This is a genomic window from Streptococcus rupicaprae (assembly GCF_040545225.1).
In the GTDB taxonomy this organism is placed as follows: domain Bacteria; phylum Bacillota; class Bacilli; order Lactobacillales; family Streptococcaceae; genus Streptococcus; species Streptococcus rupicaprae.
Map to the genome: position 1 here is coordinate 1 of NZ_JBEPLO010000026.1, position 17,015 is coordinate 17,015.

At 45.2% G+C, this 17,015-nt stretch carries 16 protein-coding genes; 2 read left to right on the forward strand and 14 right to left on the reverse strand.

Annotated features, from left to right (window positions below; genetic code table 11):
- Positions 1-294: 294 nt before the first annotated feature.
- The 4 genes from ldcB to ABID29_RS09930 all read right to left on the reverse strand — a co-directional run bounded on the left by ldcB (position 295) and on the right by ABID29_RS09930 (position 5,326).
- Positions 295-1,056: an LD-carboxypeptidase LdcB/DacB gene (gene ldcB / locus ABID29_RS09915; RefSeq protein ID WP_354366015.1), complete on the reverse strand. Its 762-nt coding sequence runs from the start codon at positions 1,054-1,056 to the stop codon at positions 295-297.
- Between the two features lie 115 nt (positions 1,057-1,171).
- Positions 1,172-2,881 (reverse strand): TcaA second domain-containing protein, encoded by a 1,710-nt coding sequence (locus ABID29_RS09920; RefSeq protein WP_354365993.1) that lies wholly within the window; start codon positions 2,879-2,881, stop codon positions 1,172-1,174.
- A 31-nt stretch (positions 2,882-2,912) separates the two neighbouring features.
- Positions 2,913-3,938 (reverse strand): DUF6574 domain-containing protein, encoded by a 1,026-nt coding sequence (locus tag ABID29_RS09925; RefSeq protein ID WP_354365994.1) that lies wholly within the window; start codon positions 3,936-3,938, stop codon positions 2,913-2,915.
- 257 nt (positions 3,939-4,195) lie between these two features.
- Positions 4,196-5,326: a 5-methyltetrahydropteroyltriglutamate--homocysteine S-methyltransferase gene (locus ABID29_RS09930; RefSeq protein ID WP_354365995.1), complete on the reverse strand. Its 1,131-nt coding sequence runs from the start codon at positions 5,324-5,326 to the stop codon at positions 4,196-4,198.
- Positions 5,327-5,546: 220 nt separating this feature from the next.
- On the opposite strand from ABID29_RS09930, the gene ABID29_RS09935 reads away from it, so the two are divergent.
- Positions 5,547-6,092: a biotin transporter BioY gene (locus ABID29_RS09935; RefSeq protein WP_354365996.1), complete on the forward strand. Its 546-nt coding sequence runs from the start codon at positions 5,547-5,549 to the stop codon at positions 6,090-6,092.
- 51 nt (positions 6,093-6,143) lie between these two features.
- Here the strand turns inward: ABID29_RS09935 and ABID29_RS09940 are convergent, their stop codons facing one another.
- Positions 6,144-6,356, reverse strand: a complete 213-nt coding sequence (locus tag ABID29_RS09940; protein ID WP_168548082.1) for a YdbC family protein — start codon at positions 6,354-6,356, stop codon at positions 6,144-6,146.
- An 88-nt stretch (positions 6,357-6,444) separates the two neighbouring features.
- Here ABID29_RS09940 and ABID29_RS09945 point away from each other — a divergent pair, with 88 nt between their 5' ends.
- Complete coding sequence (locus ABID29_RS09945; RefSeq protein WP_354365997.1) at positions 6,445-6,759, forward strand: hypothetical protein; 315 nt, start codon at positions 6,445-6,447, stop codon at positions 6,757-6,759.
- A gap of 43 nt (positions 6,760-6,802) precedes the next feature.
- Here the strand turns inward: ABID29_RS09945 and ABID29_RS09950 are convergent, their stop codons facing one another.
- The 9 genes from ABID29_RS09950 to ABID29_RS09990 form a co-directional block, all read right to left on the reverse strand.
- Positions 6,803-7,576, reverse strand: coding sequence for a hypothetical protein (locus tag ABID29_RS09950; RefSeq protein ID WP_354365998.1), 774 nt, complete (start codon positions 7,574-7,576; stop codon positions 6,803-6,805).
- Position 7,577: 1 nt separating this feature from the next.
- A complete protein-coding gene (locus tag ABID29_RS09955) occupies positions 7,578-8,453 on the reverse strand; it encodes an ABC transporter ATP-binding protein (RefSeq protein ID WP_354365999.1) in 876 nt (291 codons plus the stop codon).
- Positions 8,454-8,474: 21 nt separating this feature from the next.
- Positions 8,475-9,215: a hypothetical protein gene (locus ABID29_RS09960; protein ID WP_354366000.1), complete on the reverse strand. Its 741-nt coding sequence runs from the start codon at positions 9,213-9,215 to the stop codon at positions 8,475-8,477.
- A 129-nt stretch (positions 9,216-9,344) separates the two neighbouring features.
- Positions 9,345-10,688 carry a sensor histidine kinase gene (locus tag ABID29_RS09965; RefSeq protein ID WP_354366001.1) on the reverse strand — a complete coding sequence of 448 codons (1,344 nt, stop codon included), beginning with the start codon at positions 10,686-10,688 and terminating at the stop codon, positions 9,345-9,347.
- Positions 10,681-11,421 carry a response regulator transcription factor gene (locus tag ABID29_RS09970; protein ID WP_354366002.1) on the reverse strand — a complete coding sequence of 247 codons (741 nt, stop codon included), beginning with the start codon at positions 11,419-11,421 and terminating at the stop codon, positions 10,681-10,683. The genes ABID29_RS09965 and ABID29_RS09970 overlap by 8 nt, the downstream gene beginning before the upstream one ends.
- Before the next feature lie 265 nt (positions 11,422-11,686).
- Positions 11,687-12,973: a peptidase U32 family protein gene (locus ABID29_RS09975; protein WP_168548089.1), complete on the reverse strand. Its 1,287-nt coding sequence runs from the start codon at positions 12,971-12,973 to the stop codon at positions 11,687-11,689.
- A gap of 342 nt (positions 12,974-13,315) precedes the next feature.
- Entirely contained in the window at positions 13,316-14,428 is a 1,113-nt protein-coding gene (locus tag ABID29_RS09980; protein WP_354366003.1) for a 5-methyltetrahydropteroyltriglutamate--homocysteine S-methyltransferase, read from the reverse strand.
- 234 nt (positions 14,429-14,662) lie between these two features.
- Positions 14,663-16,312: a hypothetical protein gene (locus ABID29_RS09985; RefSeq protein WP_354366004.1), complete on the reverse strand. Its 1,650-nt coding sequence runs from the start codon at positions 16,310-16,312 to the stop codon at positions 14,663-14,665.
- On the reverse strand, positions 16,299-17,003 hold the full coding sequence (locus tag ABID29_RS09990; RefSeq protein ID WP_354366005.1) for an ABC transporter ATP-binding protein: 705 nt from the start codon (positions 17,001-17,003) through the stop codon (positions 16,299-16,301). Before ABID29_RS09990 ends, ABID29_RS09985 begins: the two co-directional genes overlap by 14 nt.
- Positions 17,004-17,015 lie beyond the last annotated feature (12 nt).

Here is a 17,015-nt window from a genome sequence, read left to right on the forward strand (position 1 = left end):
GCATAAAAACACCTCCTCTAACTATTATAGCTAAAAAGAGGGAAAGTAGTCTGTGAAAGATGTTGAAAACGATGGTTTCTTCATGCGTTTGTCCTAGCCCCAATACCTCTTCTTAACATTAAAAGACCAGTCTCCCTAACATTAAAGGAAACTGATCTTAACAAAAACAGAAGCATCTGCACATAAAATAAAGCAAACACTAAAAGAAACAGGTACAGATTGTTCAACTTTTAGATCCTGATTCGCTAGACAAAACAAGCAAGAGGCTAGAATTTATCCAGCCCCTTACTATTGCTAATAATCTCCACCTGGGACGCCAAAATACTCTTCCAGGGTCAAACCAGACTGGTAAATATCGGTGGCTTCTGGACCGATGTAGCGAATGTGCCAACTCTCAGCCATATAGCCTGTAATGGCTTCCTTGCCTGGCAGATAGCGGACAATGAAACCATACTCGTGGGCATGGTCCCTCAGCCACTGACTGGCCATCGGCTCTTCTAAGAGAGCGCCTGAACTATCGATGAGGTCGAAAGCCAGGCCTGTTTGGTGCTCACTGTAACCCGGCCTAGCCGAATAGCGATCCGCTGCAGCTGCTCCATCGCGAGCCGCGTAAGACTGGTACAACCCCGCCTGGGTATCATAGCTCCGAAAGCCACTATAACTATCTGAAACAGCAAAACCTTGACTCTTCATCGCCGACAAAAGCTGCTGAAAGGCTGAAAAAGCGGTCGCATCCTCTCCATAGCCATAGCTAGGATTCAGAGGGTGCTTTTTGTTGACAATCAGAACTGGACCGTACTTGCCGTTAACCGTGTAATAAGAGCCGTTGTACTGGGCTGGCGTCACATGGCTGACGGAGGTGACCTCACCAGCTGTGACAGGCTCAGAGGTACCCGTACTTACTTCTGGTTTCGTTTCCGATGAAGAGGCCGCTTTTTCAGCTACTGTTTCTTTGTTCTCTTTACTTGATGAATAGAGGCTTGTAGCACTCGTCTTTCCACTCTTTGAACTAGACTTGCTCTTTGACGAGAACTCGGTTGATCTATTTTCTGTCATCTTAGATGGATCTTTTAGAAAACCGCATCCACCCAAGTACAAGGTCAGTAGAGCTAGGAATAATACACCCTTTTTAGAAGTCATCACATCACCTTTTCTACCCATCATTACTTCATTACTGGACAATCCGCTCTTGAATATCATAAATCTTGAAACTATCACCGTCCGTACGAAGGTAGAAGGTTTGATACTTCTCAACGTAGTCTGATTTTCCATTGAAGTAATATTCTGTAAAGGTATTGTGCATTGTAACCGCATAAGTATTATTATCTTGTTGCACAATATCCTCAACTGAAAAATCTCCTGGGCTCAAGTAATCGACTTTCTTATCATTAGCACCACCGTTGACGGTGTAATTGACCATAGCCTGGTAAACACCACTGTTAGGATCATAATAGCTAGAGTAAGTATTAGTCCGATTGCGGATGGAATCATAGACAGCCTTGCGGTAGTTAGTCAGGAAGTTATAGGCCTTATCCTTAGTTGCAGACAATTGGCGCTCTTTTTCTTTCTCTGCTTCCGCTGCTTGCTTGGCAGCTTCTTCTTTGGCCTCTTTGGCTTTCTTGGCTTCTGAAATCCGCTTTTGAGCCTCAGACGAGAGGGTCAACTCGATTGGAACATCCCTTTCACTACCAGTGTTCACGGTCACCTTCTCTGTTGTGTACTCATTGCCTTCATAGGTAAAAATCGCATGCGCTTCAATGTCTTGATTGTCTAGCAACGAAATTTCCTTGGATAGACTATCTGCAACTTCTTTGCCATTCACCACCAACTTGACTTTCTCAACATCTGTTAAGTCATCAGGAAGCGTGACTGAAAGCTGCTTGGGAACAGAGACCAAGGCAACCTTAGCTTGGTTATTTTCAATCGTATTTAAGTCAAGGCTAACATTAGTCTTCAAATCACCTAATTCTGTCTTAGCTGCTACAGCCATTTGCTTAGGAGCAAATTTAACCTGACCCAGACTGACTTCCTGATTTTTTTCAATGGCTTGACCATCGATCGTGAGTTTATCCAGGTTTCCTGTTACCACTAAATCAACTGGATAGGTCGCTACTTGATACTCTGAAAACAAGCCAAATTTTTTGCCTACTTCTTGAAGTCCCAAAAGCTTGTTGCCACGGTCATCGTTAAAGACGGTATTACCACCGCTGGCAACTATTTTTTCTAGCTCTGACTTGGCATTAATCCCATTGGCCTCCAAGTAATCCAAGAAGCCCTTGGCTTCTTCCTTGGTCCACTGAGTTTCCTTTGTCGAAAGGAGTTTCGCCACTTGATCATAGTCGTTGCTATCAAATGCCTTGGCGAAAGTTTCGACCGCCACATCTGGGCCCGTCTGTTGGTCCAAGTAATAATAACCTGCCGCCAGACCAAGGCCTGTAAGAAGACCCGCTCCAATAAGGAGACGCTTCAGCTTTTGTCCCTTGGTGAGAATCTTTTTAGCAGGTGGCGTCGTATAAACCAATTCCTGCTCATAGGTTGGTGCGGGCTGTTCCTGATAGACCGGCTGAACTTGATCATAGGTCGGCGAGTCATACCCTACAGCACCTGCTGTGCTGACTCCTGAATCAATAGTTCCTTCTACTGACGAAAACTCAGGGGTTGCCAAATCACCACTCGTTGTATCAGACGCTTCCTCAAAATGAGTTGCCTTTGTTACGGTTGAGCCAGTCAAACTTTGATCCGATAATCCATCCAGACCAGCAATCCGGCGAATCTGCTTCAGATCAAAATCACTTTCTTTACCCGCCATAAATTCAGCTGGACTAGGTTTTCGACCAACGACCTGTTCAAACAGGCTAGTCCATTTTTCTTTAGTTGCCATGATGTCCCCTTTAATAAATCCTAGAAGTTGCTTACAATAGGCCGTTCATGATTGATTCACCAGCAACAGAGAGACCAATGTAAACAAAGATAATGATGATCACAGCGTTAACCAGCATTGCCAATAAATACTGATAGAACTTATCAAGAGTGTTCTTATTATCGAAATTAGCCAAGGCAAAGGCGCTCGCACCAGACAAGAAGAAGAAATTGATCGCAAGAACCAAGCTAGCTAAACTAAAGACATTGAGCATCACCAATAGGGAGCTAATCACAAAAAGAAGGATGCTGACAGAAAAGAGACGGCCATAACGTTCAAAACTGCTCGCTAGGTTCAAAGATTTCTCTTGGTAAACGAACCGGCGTGCAACAAATCCTGCAAAAATAATAGAAAAGAAGATAAACGCAAAAGCAAGGAAGGTTTTAAAGAAGAAACCGAGATCCAAGCCCTGTCCATAGTAACCTCCTGTTAAACTGCTCAACTCTCCCATTAATGAGATGACACCTGAGTATGCCTTGCTACTAGCTATATAGGTTGTCATACTTGCAAAGAATGTCAGCAAGAACAAGGCAAAATAGCCATTATATTTGTGGGTTGGAAAAACAGATGTGGGAGCCTTCCAAGCAGATACCAACCAAGCCCAAAATTGTTTTAAAAAGTTAGAGTAGGCACTCGGAACAGCCACTTGTACATTATAGACATCTTGCTGCCCTTGCTGATTTTGAGAGAAGGCCACTGGAGGCGTTTGTTGGGGGTGACCAGTTGGCACTTGTTGTTGCCCCACATATGCAGCCTGTTGTTGAGGCGCTACTGGTTGTTGGTAAACAGGTTGAGGCGCTACTGGTGGCTTTGGCATAGTTTGTGTTGCTGGTTGTGGTTGAACTTGGGTAGGTTCGCTGATAACCGGTTCTGGGATATCCTTTACTGATTCAGAAACCACTGGAGCTTCTACCTCATCCAAAAACTCACCATTAATCAACGCTTGCTGCACTTCCTCCTGACTCGGTGTACGGCCATTGATTGCTTCAAAATAATCTAGCCAATCTTGTTTGTTCATTTTTTTATCTCCTTTTAAGTACATTTTCATTTTATTTTAGCAGAAAAACCCTTTACAAGCAATGTTCTCTATGTTATTTCCCTAAATTTTTAAACCATTTTCAACTAATCAACCCACCTTATAACACAAGTTCTGATCACTAGACTTCTTGCTGAAATCTGCTTTATTTTTTGAGAACCACCTAGTTGGTCTGGCTCAAAAAAGACAGGCACTACTTCTTTGCGCCTGTCTTGAATCTGAATGGTGTACTAGGGAGTTTACCCCCAAACCTCTTGAGCAATTTCTTGGACCAGTTTCAGTTTTGCCCACTGCTCCTCCTCCGTCAAGATGTTGCCTTCTTCTGTTGAAGCAAAGCCACACTGTGGGCTGAGGCAGAGATTTTCTAGCGGAACGTACTGGGCAGCCTCCTTGATTCGGGCAATGACTGCTTCCTTGTCTTCTAGCTGGCCAAATTTTGAAGTGATCAAACCGAGGACAACTTTTTTACCTGGTGTCAAAGCTTTCAGGGGTTCAAAGTCACCTGCACGGTCCGTATCGTATTCCAAGTAGTAGGCATCAACGTTCTCATCACCGAGCAATTCCTTAGCAATTGGCCCATAACCACCTGAGGAAGCCCAGGTCGAATGGAAGTTGCCTCGACAAACGTGACTAGTCACTGTCACATCTTCGGGAACAGCATCGTAAAAGGCGTTGTTCAAAGTCAAGAACTGCTGAGCCAACTCAGTACGTACCTCTTCCTTGCTTTTCTCTCCCCGACCCCAAGCTGTTAGGAAATTGTCATCCACCAAGACGCCCCAAGTGCAGTCGTCTACTTGAATAGCCCTCAATCCTTCCTGGTACAAATCCTCCAAAACGGTTAAGTAGGCTGACTTGATTGCTTCTACCACCTGATCAAAGTCCGGATAGAACTGAGCGAGATTCTCCACATGCTCCTGATCACGAATCAGTTCAAAATAGAACTGTGACGGAGCTGGAATAGTCAAACGCGCAACTCCACCCTTATCAGAAACAGCATCTCGCAAGAACTTATAGTGTGCTACAAAAGGATGGCCCTCTCCAGAAATCTTTCCAGACAGGAGAGCAGAGTCCGCCTTAGTAGTCTCATCATGGAAATGATACCCTTCAGCAGCCTGGACATGCTCAACACCATTGAGCCCCCAGAAAAAGTCCAAATGCCAATATGACCGACGGAACTCGCCATCTGTAATATTTTCTATCCCTAGTTCCTGTTGTTTTTTTACTAGGTCTAAAATCGCCTGATCTTCAATCCGGGTCAAATCCTCTTGACTGATTTTCCCTGCTGCAAAGGCTTCACGAGCTTCAATCAGTTCTTGAGGGCGTAGAAAAGACCCTACATGATCTGCTCTAAAAGGGGGTGTTTGACACATCTTTATTAATCCTCGACAATCCTTTTCATTTTCTGCTCTCATTTTAACAAACTTTGATCCAGCTGTGAAATACTCCTTTTCTATGAAGGGGTATAAGTTTTGACTATAACTCGAATACCTAGAACAACTTGGCACCATGTGTTCTTTATTTGTATCAAGACTTGACAAGAGCAGTCATCTGCTTTATACTGTTACCTACAATTAGAAAAGAGGTTAACAAATGACAAAATCAACTTCCCTGCAAAGTCTTGTTTTGGTTGCCATGAGTGCTGCCATTATCGCTGTCCTTTCCCAGCTCAGTATCAATCTAGGGCCTATTCCTTTGACCTTACAGACCTTTGCCGTTGGTCTGATAGCCACACTCTTAAAAACCAAGGAAGCTAGCCTATCCGTCTTGATTTATTTGCTGCTTGGTGCTATCGGATTACCTGTTTTTGCAGGTGGAGGCAGTGGCTTCCAAGCACTCCTTGGTCCTGCATCTGGTTTTCTTTGGGGCTTTGTGATTTATGCTACCGTCACCAGCACACTGACTTCTGCCAACAGTCCGCTCTGGCGCATTTTTATAGCCAACATCGTGGGCGACACCTTTGTCTTTATCTTAGGTGCCTTAGTCTATGCCTTCCATCTCAAAGTTAGCTTAGCAGATAGCTTTACAGCAGTGGTTCTACCCTTCCTGCTAGCAGACACAATTAAAATTGTCCTTATTACCGTAATGGCTCCTCTTCTAGCTAAGGCCTTGTCTACGGTCGATTACTTTAAAGCTTAAATAGTAGACTAAGAGATGAAAACTGACTGGAAAACATTCCAGTCAGTTTTTTTATTGACGAAAGGCCTCTAATAAGACCTGAAATTCCTCGTTCGATAAGGTGACCCCTTTGCCCATCTTTGTATGATCTGGACTCCAAGCCCTGATATCATACTTTGGCTCAGCTCCATTAAAACTAACCCGATTGAGCTCCTTGGTCCAACCTTTGTCATTTTCGGATAATACCAGTAATTTTTCGACAATTTCAAATGTAAATTCTGCCATATTGACCTCCTAATCTTCTATTCGTCAGAACTTGTCATTTTATCAAAATGTTATATAATAATTGTATCAAGATTTTGGAGTTTTTCCCATGAAAAAGTTTTTCATCAGTCTTTTGGATGAATTAAAGATCTTTGTCAGTGGCAAAGATAAACCTGTTCAAGACAAGCCAATCATTAGTCCCCAGGTAATCACCACAGTTGAAAAAGCGCTAGCTAAACGATCCGCTGTCCATATCATCTACCAAGACAGTGATTTTACTGGGCATATTCTAAAGTTTGACCAGAACAAGGAGCAACTGGTCGTTGAAAATTTCAAGGGCTCCATTACCATGATGATCCATCTCAAGGAAATCAAGAAAGTATCTATTCTCCCCATAAGCCGAGACAGAGACAAGACCATCTAACCCTAGACGGTCTTTTTTTTTAAAGTTCTTCTCAATCATTTTTCTAATACTCCATCTGTTTGAAGTGTTTGAGGGTCAAGTGGGCCAGGCCTGAACTGTAAATCAGGGTCACTAGGGCAGACAAGGCAAAGATAAGGAAGAAGTTAGAACCCTCGTAGAGGGCATTTTTGTCTCCAAGTGGCGTGAGAAAGGGCAGACCAACATTGTTCAAGAGAACCAAGACAATCAAGTAGATAAAGGACATTGCCATGGTCACACCCAAGCCCTTTTTAAGAGACAGAAAGGCCGCCAAAAAGACACAAACAATCATACTGAAACTTTCACCAAAGAAAACTTGGAAGAAATCTTTATTGCCTGCCGGATCAATATGGTCCCAAAATGTTAACGTCGCATAATCCATATGACCGATACGAGCATAGAAATAAATAAGAGTGGTCAAGAAGATAGCCCCAGAATAAAGAAAAATAATCCCAATCAGGCTAACCACCTTCGCCCAGAAGATGTCACTGCGTTTGATGTCCTTGTAGAGAACGAGGGTACGACTGTCTGCTTCTCCTCTAAAAACGGTATAGGTCAAGTAAAAAAGGGCTAAAATCGGTAAGACAATTGAGTTAGCTGTGCTATGGACCATGGTTTCCATACCAACAAAAGGGATACGATAATCTCCTATCACGCCTGGTTGGTAAAAATTAGCTTCCTTGGGCAAAAAGGTTGAAATCAAGATAAAGGTAGGTGTTAAAATAGCCAGACCGATAAAGATCTTGGTCTCTTTTCGTTTCCAAATACTTCCAAATACAGGTTTCAAAATAGCTAACATCTTATTCACCTCGGCTAAAGAGTTCTTTGAGTTGATTTTCTTTGACCGTCAAGCGGTCAATCAAGTTCCGACTAGACAGATAGGCTAGGACGGCATTGAGTTCTGGGGCAGTCGCCTTGGTTGAGATTTCAAGGACACTTCCGTCTAAGCGGACGGTGTCAGACAGGTAGGAAGACAAGGCTGCTCGGTCTGCACTGCTATTGACCTCAATCAAGACACTAGGAGCCCCTTGCCCTTCAAAGGCGTCGGCCAGTTGCCCCTTATCGATGTAGACGTAACGCTGGCAGAGGGCTTCCAGTTCGCCCAGCTGGTGGCTGGAAATCAGCATGGAAATGTTGCGTTCCTGAGACCACTCTTTGAGGATATCAATGAGCTTTTGCACACCAATAGGGTCCAAGCCCACAAAAGGCTCGTCCAAAATTAGGAAGTTGGGTTCCGCTACCATGGCGATAGCTAGGGCTGTCCGCTGCTTCATCCCGAAGGAGAAGCCCTTAGGCTTGCGGTTTCTGGCCTCCCAGAGCTCCAGGAGCTTGAGGATCTTTTCGATATTACCCATGTACTGGGTCTTGCTGTGGAGCTTGAGGTAGAACTTGAGGTTGTCCATGACCGACATTTCTGGGTAGAAAACAGGGTCAATCATGATACCAAAGTCCGTCAACAGATTGTCCTTGGTGTTGATGTCCACACCCTTGTAGCTAATAGAGCCCTCAGTTGGCTTGAGGGACTTAGCCATGAGTTTCATGAGGGTGGACTTGCCTGCCCCGTTCTTTCCGATCAGGCCAACAATCTCACCTTGCTTAATCTCAAGGCTCACGTCCTTGAGGGAGTAAAAGTCGTTTCCAGCAAATTTTTTCGATAGGTTTTGGATTTTTAGCATGGCTAATCTCTCTTTCTGTTCTTAAAATTCAATCGTGTCAAAGTTTCTACGGGCTGACCCATAAGCCAGACCAAGGTAGATAGTTGTTAAGATAAGGCTAAAGCCAATAGCAGAGCCTAAAGGAAATTGTTTAGCCAAGGTTGTCGCGTAACTGTTTGGAAACAAGTAGCGAATGCCCACCCACATAGGGGCTGTACTGGTAAAGAGGTTGAAGAAGATACCCAGCATGACTGTTCCCATGGTTTTTTTCTTGATTGAGCAAGTAGCCAGCACGGTGATGAGAGTCAGGTTGAGTCCAATCAGAACAAGGAGGTAGTGAAGGCTAGTTGTAGCCCCTGCCTGTGGTAAGAGGCGAAATCCTGTCTGTGGCAGCATGTAGGTAAAATAAGTTACTACCGTCACCAAGAGAGTTGCTAGGAAAAAGAGACCATAAACCGCAAAGAGACTGAGCAATTTGGCATTGAAAATCTTGGACCGCTTGATGTCCTTGTAAAGGAAGAGGATGCGAGAATCAATCTCATCTCGGAAAACGGAAGCCGTAATCAAACCCAGCATGATACCGGGTAGGATAAACTGGTACTGAACCTCAATGACTGAGGTCAAAAAGCCGAGTAGGCTACTGGTTGCCTCTTGATCAACCTGGACCGTCTCTCCCAGACCAGCCAGGGTTGGCACCAAAAGGGGCAGGAAACTAAAGGCTAAGAGAATGCTCACGTCTCGTCTCTTAAAGACAGACTGAAAGATGGCTGAGAAAAGTGTCATATCAGAACTCCTTGTCGTGCTTCTTATGGTTTTAGTATACAAAAAAACCACCCCTGACAGAGAACAATGTCATGAATGGTAGCTCTCTAATCACGAATGGTAGGTTTGCCTAAAAATTCAAACCAAGTCTTAGTCTCTGAAAGTCAACACCTGGCTAAAGTGGTGCTTGTAGCTGGTTGTTTGAAGATTGATTTGGGGATACTTGGCCAGAATGGTACGGACATTGGCCAGGCCAATCCCTCTGCCATCACCTTTACTGGACTGGCCGACCTTGAAAATCCCCTTGGTATCCATTTGCTCTTCCTTGGTCGTGTTTTCGATAACCAGAATTTTTTGATTCCCCTCTTGAAAATAGGCAAAAAGTAAGCTGGGCTGAGCTGCATCTAGAGTCGCCTCAATGGCGTTGTCCAGAAAAATGGACAGAATCTGGACAACTTCTAAAAGGTCCATGGCTGGCGCGTCAATCGGCTCTTCCACTTCCACTGCCAGATCAACACCTTGAGCCTGAGCAGCCATAAGTTTAGCAGAAAGGACAGCCTTCATGGCATCATTTTGAAGATTGGAGAGCTTGGCAATATCGTACTTCCCATGGTAAAAGGGTTTGTCAGAATCGGCCATGACAGCCTGATAAATCCGCTCCACCTGGTCTATATCCCTATCGGCAATAGCTAAGCTTAAGCTAACTAGAACGTTGGAATAATCGTGTCGGAAGCTCCGCAATTCCCCATAAAGAGACTCGACATGCTGGCTGTAAGAGGTGAGTGCCGCTAGCTGACTATCTTTAGTAGCCTGCAGTTCTTGTGCCAAAAGATCCTTGGACTTGTAGTTAAGATAAACAAGTCCAGCCACAAATAGGATAAAGTAACTCAAAATCACATCAGCAGAGGCCTCAAAACCATCTGATTGGTAAGTGAGAACCGCCTCCTGCTTCTGACCAGATAGGACCAAGAGGGGGTGGAGAATGACCGAATAGGTCAACAAGCCTCCAATCAAAATCCGGATTAAACGGGTAAACTGACGATGATAGAACATCTGGTTAACCACTTTGAAATCCACCGCCATGACAGCCATGAATACTTGGTACATCATGAAGAGCAAGCCGTAGGCTAGGGCTGTAAACCAGAACCCCTCCAGATAGATCGGGGTTTCAACTAAGAGAAGGTACTTGGCCTGATAGGCACCCATGAGCCGCAGGCAGAGCTCGACCAAGACAAAGGGCAGGAGGCCATAATAGAAGATCTGACTTGGTTTCCAGGAGGGCTTTAAAATCAGGAAAATCCAGACTAGGAGATAGAGGGGCTCTAAGAGCAGACTTATCCGAGGACTAAGTAGGTAGATGGTTGACACACCCAGCAAGAGTAAACCAATAGCCTCGCGACTGACTACTAGGTTGCTAATTTTTTGAAAGACATAAGCCTTAATCAGCCAGTCCAAACTCAAAATGATTAGGGCAAAAAACGGAAACTCAACCATTCTGTACCAACCTCTCAATCAAGCCTTTAACCTTCAAACGGGACACCAAACAACTATCTCCCGTCTCAAAGTGCACCATCATGTTAACTCGATCAACCTCTGTTATATTTTCAGGATTGACCACAAAAGCTCGGTGGCTCTGGTAAAGCCTTGGGTCTGACTTAGCAATCTCAGATACCTTGCCGTAGAATTCCATATGCCCCTTCTTGGTGGTCAAGATGACCTTGTGGACGGTCGGCGAGGTCTCAAAGTAGAGGATATCCGAAAAAGGCACTTGGATATGGGAATGCTCGGTCTTATAAACAAAGGCGTCGCTAGCCACAGTATTGTCGCTATTGTTATAAACATGCGTCAATACCTCTGCTACTGCTTGATTAAAATCAGGCTCTGTCAGCCCCTTATCAATAAAGTCTAGTGCAGCCACCCGATAGCGGTAGGTCAAGGGCATAAACTCCGAGTGAGTGGTTACAAAAACGATGACTGCATTGGGGTCCTTGGCTCGAATCTCACGAGCAATTTCCATTCCTTTCTTCTCCTCACCCCGAATCTCAATATCCAGGAAAAAAAGGTTGTGGTTACCCGTTTCCTTGATGGCTGCTAACAACTGGTCTGGTTTACCAAAGGTTTCAAAATGTCGGTACCGGATTTGCCCAGACTGAACACAGGCCGCCACAGCTCGTTCCAGTCGGCCTTGCTGAAAAAGGTCGTCTTCTAAACTAAAAATATTCAACATAAGCACTCCATTGTCAAGAAAGTCTTTTTATTTTATCATAAATAAACCCGAGATACTAGACGGAGCAACAAACCAGCTTAAGATTAACAGGTGAAAAGGCAACCCTTTTCATTGTTTAACGACTACTCTTACAGCCTGAAAAACGCACACTGATAGTTGGCCAGTGTACGTTTTTTATAGGTTCCAAAAAGACAAGCCAAACACAGATGTCTCTAAGTCCCAGTGATATCTACAGTCTTCTTAGCACTGAGCAATCTGCTACTTCTTAAGCTCTCTTAGTCTCACTGGTTCCATCCTCTTTATAAAGGTTGATGAGCCCAGACTTACACGCACGGACCATATCTCCCGGAGCAACCGGCTGAGGCACGGTAATGGTTAGCAGCTCCATCGGGTTTGGCGCACGGTCAATTTTTTCACCGTCAGCCGTGTGGAGATTTTCAATCACTGTTTCAAAGTGCCTAAAGCCTGGGCCATAAAACTCGACTTGATCTCCTTCGTGAAGGACATTGCGCTGACGAATCGTAGCTGTCATACTGGCTTCATCAAAGGCCACCACTTCTGCCACAAATTTGTATTCAGGGATTTTACGACGGGCCCCAAAGAGCTGCTCATTCTCTGTCGGTGTGTGGTAATAGAAGCCTGTTGCCAATTCACGCTGGGCAACCTTCCAAAGCTCGTCAATCAGGTCTTGCTTGATGGCTTCAAACTTAGCAGGGCTTTCCAAATAAGCATCTACAGCAGCCTTGTAACAGTTGGTCACAGTAGAGACATAATGGATGGACTTCATCCGTCCTTCGATCTTAAGGCTATCGACACCATTCTCAATCAAATCAGGAATGTACTCGATCATACACATATCCACAGAAGACATGGAGTATTCCTCTGGAATTTCACCTTTAAGGCTCTTGCGTTCTTGTCCAAATGGCATTTCATAAAGATCATACTTCCAGCGACAAGACTGAGAACATCCTCCACGATTGGCATCCCTATGGCTCATGTGATTGGACAGAACACAGCGCCCAGAGTAGGAAATGCACATAGCGCCGTGAACAAAGGCTTCAATTTCCACGTCTGTCCGCTTGCGAATCTCAGCGACTTCTGCCATAGAGACCTCACGGGCCAGTACCACCCGAGTCAACCCTAGCTCCTTCCAAAATTCAAAGGTTTCGTAATTGGTAGCTGACGCCTGTGTTGATAAATGAATTTCCAAACCTGGTGCCTCAGTAGCAGCAATCATAATTAAGGCAGGGTCAGACACAATAACAGCATCAATCCCCATGTCACGCAAATCACGGAACCACTCCCCAGCACCGACTTCGTTGCCTTCATGGGTAATCATGTTAGCTGCTACATAGACCTTGGCGCCTCGCTCATGAGCGTAGGCGATCCCTTCCTGCATCTCCTCAGGCGTAAAATTCCCCGCCCGACTGCGAAGACCATAGGCCTGACCACCGATAAAAACAGCATCAGCACCATAATCAACTGCTACTTTCAATTTTTCTAGGGTCCCCGCTGGTGACAGCACCTCTGGTCGTTTTAATTGCTTTGTCATCTTTTTCTCCTCGTACAATATCGTCCCTTATTATTGTATATAAAATCACAGGTGATTGCAATGGTTTTGTGATTTTTTTAGCTTTTTTCAGAAAAAGATGGAAAATAGAGAAAGATACTATTTGCAGGTCTGAGCTATCGCTTCTACAGCTCAAACACCATCTGCCCTCTGGCACTTTGAGAAGCCATCGTCCTTTTACTCTCTAACTTGACCACCAAACGTTCTAGTTGAAAGTCTACAAACGATCCTCCTTTAAAACTCTGCCATTCTCACCAAGACCCTCATACGAAAAAATTCCTCTCAGCCTTAGCTTTGAGGAATTGATTCTATCCCATTTAGCACCTATCTCCAAACTTCGTCGATCACTTCCTTGACTAGGGCCAATTTCTGCCACTGGTCTTCCTGGGTCAAGATATTGCCTTCTTGAGTTGAGGCAAAGCCGCATTGGGTTGAGATCCAAAGCTGATCTAAGTCGGCATACTGGCGGGCTTCCTCAATGCGTTTAAGCAGGGTTTCCTTATCCTCTAACTCTCCTGTCTTCGTTGTGATCAAGCCTAAAACTACCGCCTTGTCTGCTGGTAATTTTGCCAAAGGCTCAAAGCCCCCTGAGCGCTCATCGTCGTACTCTAGGAAGTAGGTTTGGGCATTTTCTTTATTAAACAAAGCATCTGCTACCTTGTCGTAAGGCCCCTTAGTCGCATAGGTTGAATGGTAGTTGCCACGGCAAACATGGGTGTTGACAGTGAGGTCTGCTGGTTTCTTAGCAATGGCGCCGTTGTTGATGTAGAGGTGGTTTTGAATGACAGTCTCCTTGTCAACGCCTGCCGCTGCGACAGTAGCCCAGAAGTCATCATCCACTAGGGCTGTCCAAGTACAATCGTCCATTTGGAGGGTCCGAAGTCCCAAATTGTAGAAGGCTTGGATAGCTGCCTGATAAGCCACAATGATGTCCTCAAAAAGGTCTTGCGGGCTACTATAGAGACTAAAGGTTGTCTGTGCATTTTTCCCACGAACCAGCTCGACCAAAAGCTGAGATGGCGCTGGGATAGAGAGCTTGGCCTCCACGCCTCGCTCATCTGCCAGAGCTTTCAAGAAGCGATAATGGCGAATAAAGGGATGTGTCTCCTTGTTGAAGGCAATCCTTCCTGTTAAAACAGCCGTGTCATCACGGGTTTCTTCGCCATCAAAGCGTAAACCTTCTCCAAAATGCTCGTGGGCAATTCCTTCAAAGCCCCAGAAAAAGTCTAAATGCCAGTCGCTACGGCGGAATTCCCCATCTGTCACTCGCTCAAGGCCTGCCTGAACCTGCTTGTCCACCAATTCAATGATGGCCTTATCTTCGACCGCTTGCAAATCAGCAGCTGAGATTTCACCTGCCTCAAATTGGGCACGCGCCGCAAGGACTTCCTCAGGGCGTAAGAAGGAACCGACATGTTCAAATTTTTTCACTACCATAAGACACCTCTTTTTTCTTCACAGACAGCAGCAACTGAGGGATTGAGGATTTCTTGGTTTTAGGGTCAATCTTTCTGCCAAACCTTCATGCCTCAGGCACTTCCCCCACTTCTGCTGAGCAATTTGTTAGTTTAGTAGCATTGTAACACCTTTTAATCCAGCCGTAAAATTCCAAATTTCTATGGTAGGGTATAGTTTAAAACTATGTGGTTTTTAACTATACCCTACCCTCTGTTAGCGCAGTTTAAAGCGTTTTGGAGCGTAGCGCATGACCAGCCAAAAACTGATCAAGACGTAGGCAAGCATGAAGACCACAACTCCCACAAAGGTGACTAGGGAAACATTTTGGCTGAATCTAAAAAACTGAAAGGAAAAGAGGTAGAAAACAGTATTAATAAGCTGATAAGGCACGCTTTTGGTTTCCATTGAAACGGTGAAGGGCTGCAGGAGGTAATACATCACCAAGTGGTGGAAACTAAAGAAAAGCATGATCAGTAGTTCTAGCAGGAAAAGTCCTAGTATGCCTAACAGGGAAACCTGTCCGATCTGCCAGTAGATGCCAAAGAGTCCCAGCACAAAAATCACAAACAGGGGGCTGTGTAGCTTGATTAAGGCTAAAAAGCGGATTTTCAAGGAAACCAGGACATATTCTGCTTGACGATAGAAGCTGTATTTGAGCAAGAGCCGATCTAAGTGATAAAAACAAAACTTGGTATAATACTCGCTGGAATAAAGCAGGTACCCAATTGATAGACTGCCTGGCAGGACATAGCTAAAAAAGTCACTGCTAACTGGGAAGGACTCCGAACCCTGCTTGCTACCGAAATAAGTGAGTAGATTCAGCCCAAGCACAACAAGTAGGATAATGCCTTGACGCAGGCGCATTTTCTTCTTAAAATACCCTGCAAAACGCTCGTAAAAGAGGCGGTTAAGATAGACCATTCCGTAATCCTTACGGTCTGTGCTTGTAGCAGCTACTACCTGATCTATCTGATAGTCCTTCTCCTTGACCTCCACGCCGACCGTTTCAGGTCGTGTTTCCAAGATATTTTTGAGAGAGCTTAGGGTCAAGAGGCGATTAGCCAAAGACTGCAAGCCTGTCGTTCGTAAGAGGAGCAAGCCAAAAATAGCCATTAAGGCCAGACCGAGCCCCATGGCCCAGTAGCTGGTCACTCCTGCTAATAGTCCTCTCCAACCCAGCCAGTAGATCAGAAAGCCGATAAAAACAGAGATAACAGTCCCAAAGCCCATGGTCCAGGCCAGGTACTGGGATGGTTTTTCCTGCTCTGGCCGATAAAGGTGGAGATAAAGATAGGCTAAGGCCAGACGGACCCCTAAGATCAAAACAACGAAAGACCAGGCTTGCCCAGCTGCTCGACCAGCGAGGCCAAAAGCCACCATCAACCAGCCTCCGAAAATCAGCAAAAAGCGCAACCAATCCAGCACCGCCTTGGTCAGGAGGTAGTCTCTGGCTGGCAGGTGAAAGACCTTGATGGCCAAGGTGTTGTCCCGATTGCCAAGCTCCAGCAAGTCAGCCTTAATCAAGCTGCCAATCCCTAAACTAAAGACTAGCAACAGGAGAAGAAAGCTATCGCTATTAGACAGAGGACTCTCTATGAAGGAAAATTCTTGGCCCATTTTCCCTAGACCGATGCCTAAGAAATAGAGGATTCCCAAGTAAAGGGCTGGGCCGAAAATCAGTTTGGCGGCTGCATTCAAAAGCCCTAAAATCAGCAAGATTATCCTTGGCGCCTTGCTACTGTATAGACGGTTGGACAAATACTTCCCAATAAGGGGAAGTTTTTGGAGGAGATAAATCAGCTGGTTATAGGACTGGGCAAATCCCAGCCTAAGGTAAAAATGGAGAACCTTATCTTTCAGCATAGTGGTCTCCTTTGAACTCAGCCAGCAGTCTGGACTCAAAATCAGGATCTTGGGTACTAACATCTAGGGCACTGAGCACGCCATCCCTCAAGAGCACCACCTGGTCACAGAGATCCATGGCCAGCTGGAGAATATGGGTCGATAGAAGAATAACCCGCCCTTCTTTCAGGGTCTTGAGCAACTTTTTCAGCTCAATCCCAATCACCACGTCAACCGAGGTCAAGGGCTCATCCAGCAAGATAACTGGCGGTTGCATGATAAAGACCGTTAGCAAGGAAAGCTTGCTCTGCATCCCGCTCGAATAGCCCTTGATGATGCGATGGCGGTCTTCCTCTGAGATGGAGACCATGTCCAGGTATTCATCTGGTGTCAGGCTACTGCTATCCCCATGAAGGTCCAAGAAAAACTGGATGAATTCATAACCTGTTAAGAAATCCGGCAAGTAATTTTCCGCAAAGACCATGCCGACATCGCCCACCTGGATGGGCCTTTTCTCTTCGTCGCGTTCCAGGAGAATTTCCCCCTGATCAGCTTCTAGCTCGTGGTTAATCAGATTAAAAAGGGTCGTTTTTCCAGCGCCGTTTCGTCCTAAGAGACCAATGATCTGACCCGAAGAAAAGCTATGGTGGCAATCTTTTAGGACTTCTGTCCCTTGGAAACTCTTGCCAATATGGGTGAGGTATAGTTGCATCTTATCATCTCC

Excerpts from the sequence above, each read along its gene's own strand:
- ABID29_RS09975 (WP_168548089.1), bottom strand. The coding sequence starts at position 12,973 with ATGACAAAGCAATTAAAACGACCAGAGGTGCTGTCACCAGCGGGGACC.
- ABID29_RS09980 (WP_354366003.1), bottom strand. The coding sequence starts at position 14,428 with ATGGTAGTGAAAAAATTTGAACATGTCGGTTCCTTCTTACGCCCTGAG.
- ABID29_RS09970 (WP_354366002.1), bottom strand. The coding sequence starts at position 11,421 with ATGTTGAATATTTTTAGTTTAGAAGACGACCTTTTTCAGCAAGGCCGA.
- ldcB (WP_354366015.1), bottom strand. The coding sequence starts at position 1,056 with ATGACAGAAAATAGATCAACCGAGTTCTCGTCAAAGAGCAAGTCTAGT.
- ABID29_RS09920 (WP_354365993.1), bottom strand. The coding sequence starts at position 2,881 with ATGGCAACTAAAGAAAAATGGACTAGCCTGTTTGAACAGGTCGTTGGT.
- ABID29_RS09940 (WP_168548082.1), bottom strand. The coding sequence starts at position 6,356 with ATGGCAGAATTTACATTTGAAATTGTCGAAAAATTACTGGTATTATCC.
- ABID29_RS09935 (WP_354365996.1), top strand. The coding sequence starts at position 5,547 with ATGACAAAATCAACTTCCCTGCAAAGTCTTGTTTTGGTTGCCATGAGT.
- ABID29_RS09960 (WP_354366000.1), bottom strand. The coding sequence starts at position 9,215 with ATGACACTTTTCTCAGCCATCTTTCAGTCTGTCTTTAAGAGACGAGAC.
- ABID29_RS09955 (WP_354365999.1), bottom strand. The coding sequence starts at position 8,453 with ATGCTAAAAATCCAAAACCTATCGAAAAAATTTGCTGGAAACGACTTT.
- ABID29_RS09985 (WP_354366004.1), bottom strand. The coding sequence starts at position 16,312 with ATGCTGAAAGATAAGGTTCTCCATTTTTACCTTAGGCTGGGATTTGCC.
- ABID29_RS09945 (WP_354365997.1), top strand. The coding sequence starts at position 6,445 with ATGAAAAAGTTTTTCATCAGTCTTTTGGATGAATTAAAGATCTTTGTC.
- ABID29_RS09950 (WP_354365998.1), bottom strand. The coding sequence starts at position 7,576 with ATGTTAGCTATTTTGAAACCTGTATTTGGAAGTATTTGGAAACGAAAA.
- ABID29_RS09930 (WP_354365995.1), bottom strand. The coding sequence starts at position 5,326 with ATGTGTCAAACACCCCCTTTTAGAGCAGATCATGTAGGGTCTTTTCTA.
- ABID29_RS09965 (WP_354366001.1), bottom strand. The coding sequence starts at position 10,688 with ATGGTTGAGTTTCCGTTTTTTGCCCTAATCATTTTGAGTTTGGACTGG.
- ABID29_RS09925 (WP_354365994.1), bottom strand. The coding sequence starts at position 3,938 with ATGAACAAACAAGATTGGCTAGATTATTTTGAAGCAATCAATGGCCGT.
- ABID29_RS09990 (WP_354366005.1), bottom strand. The coding sequence starts at position 17,003 with ATGCAACTATACCTCACCCATATTGGCAAGAGTTTCCAAGGGACAGAA.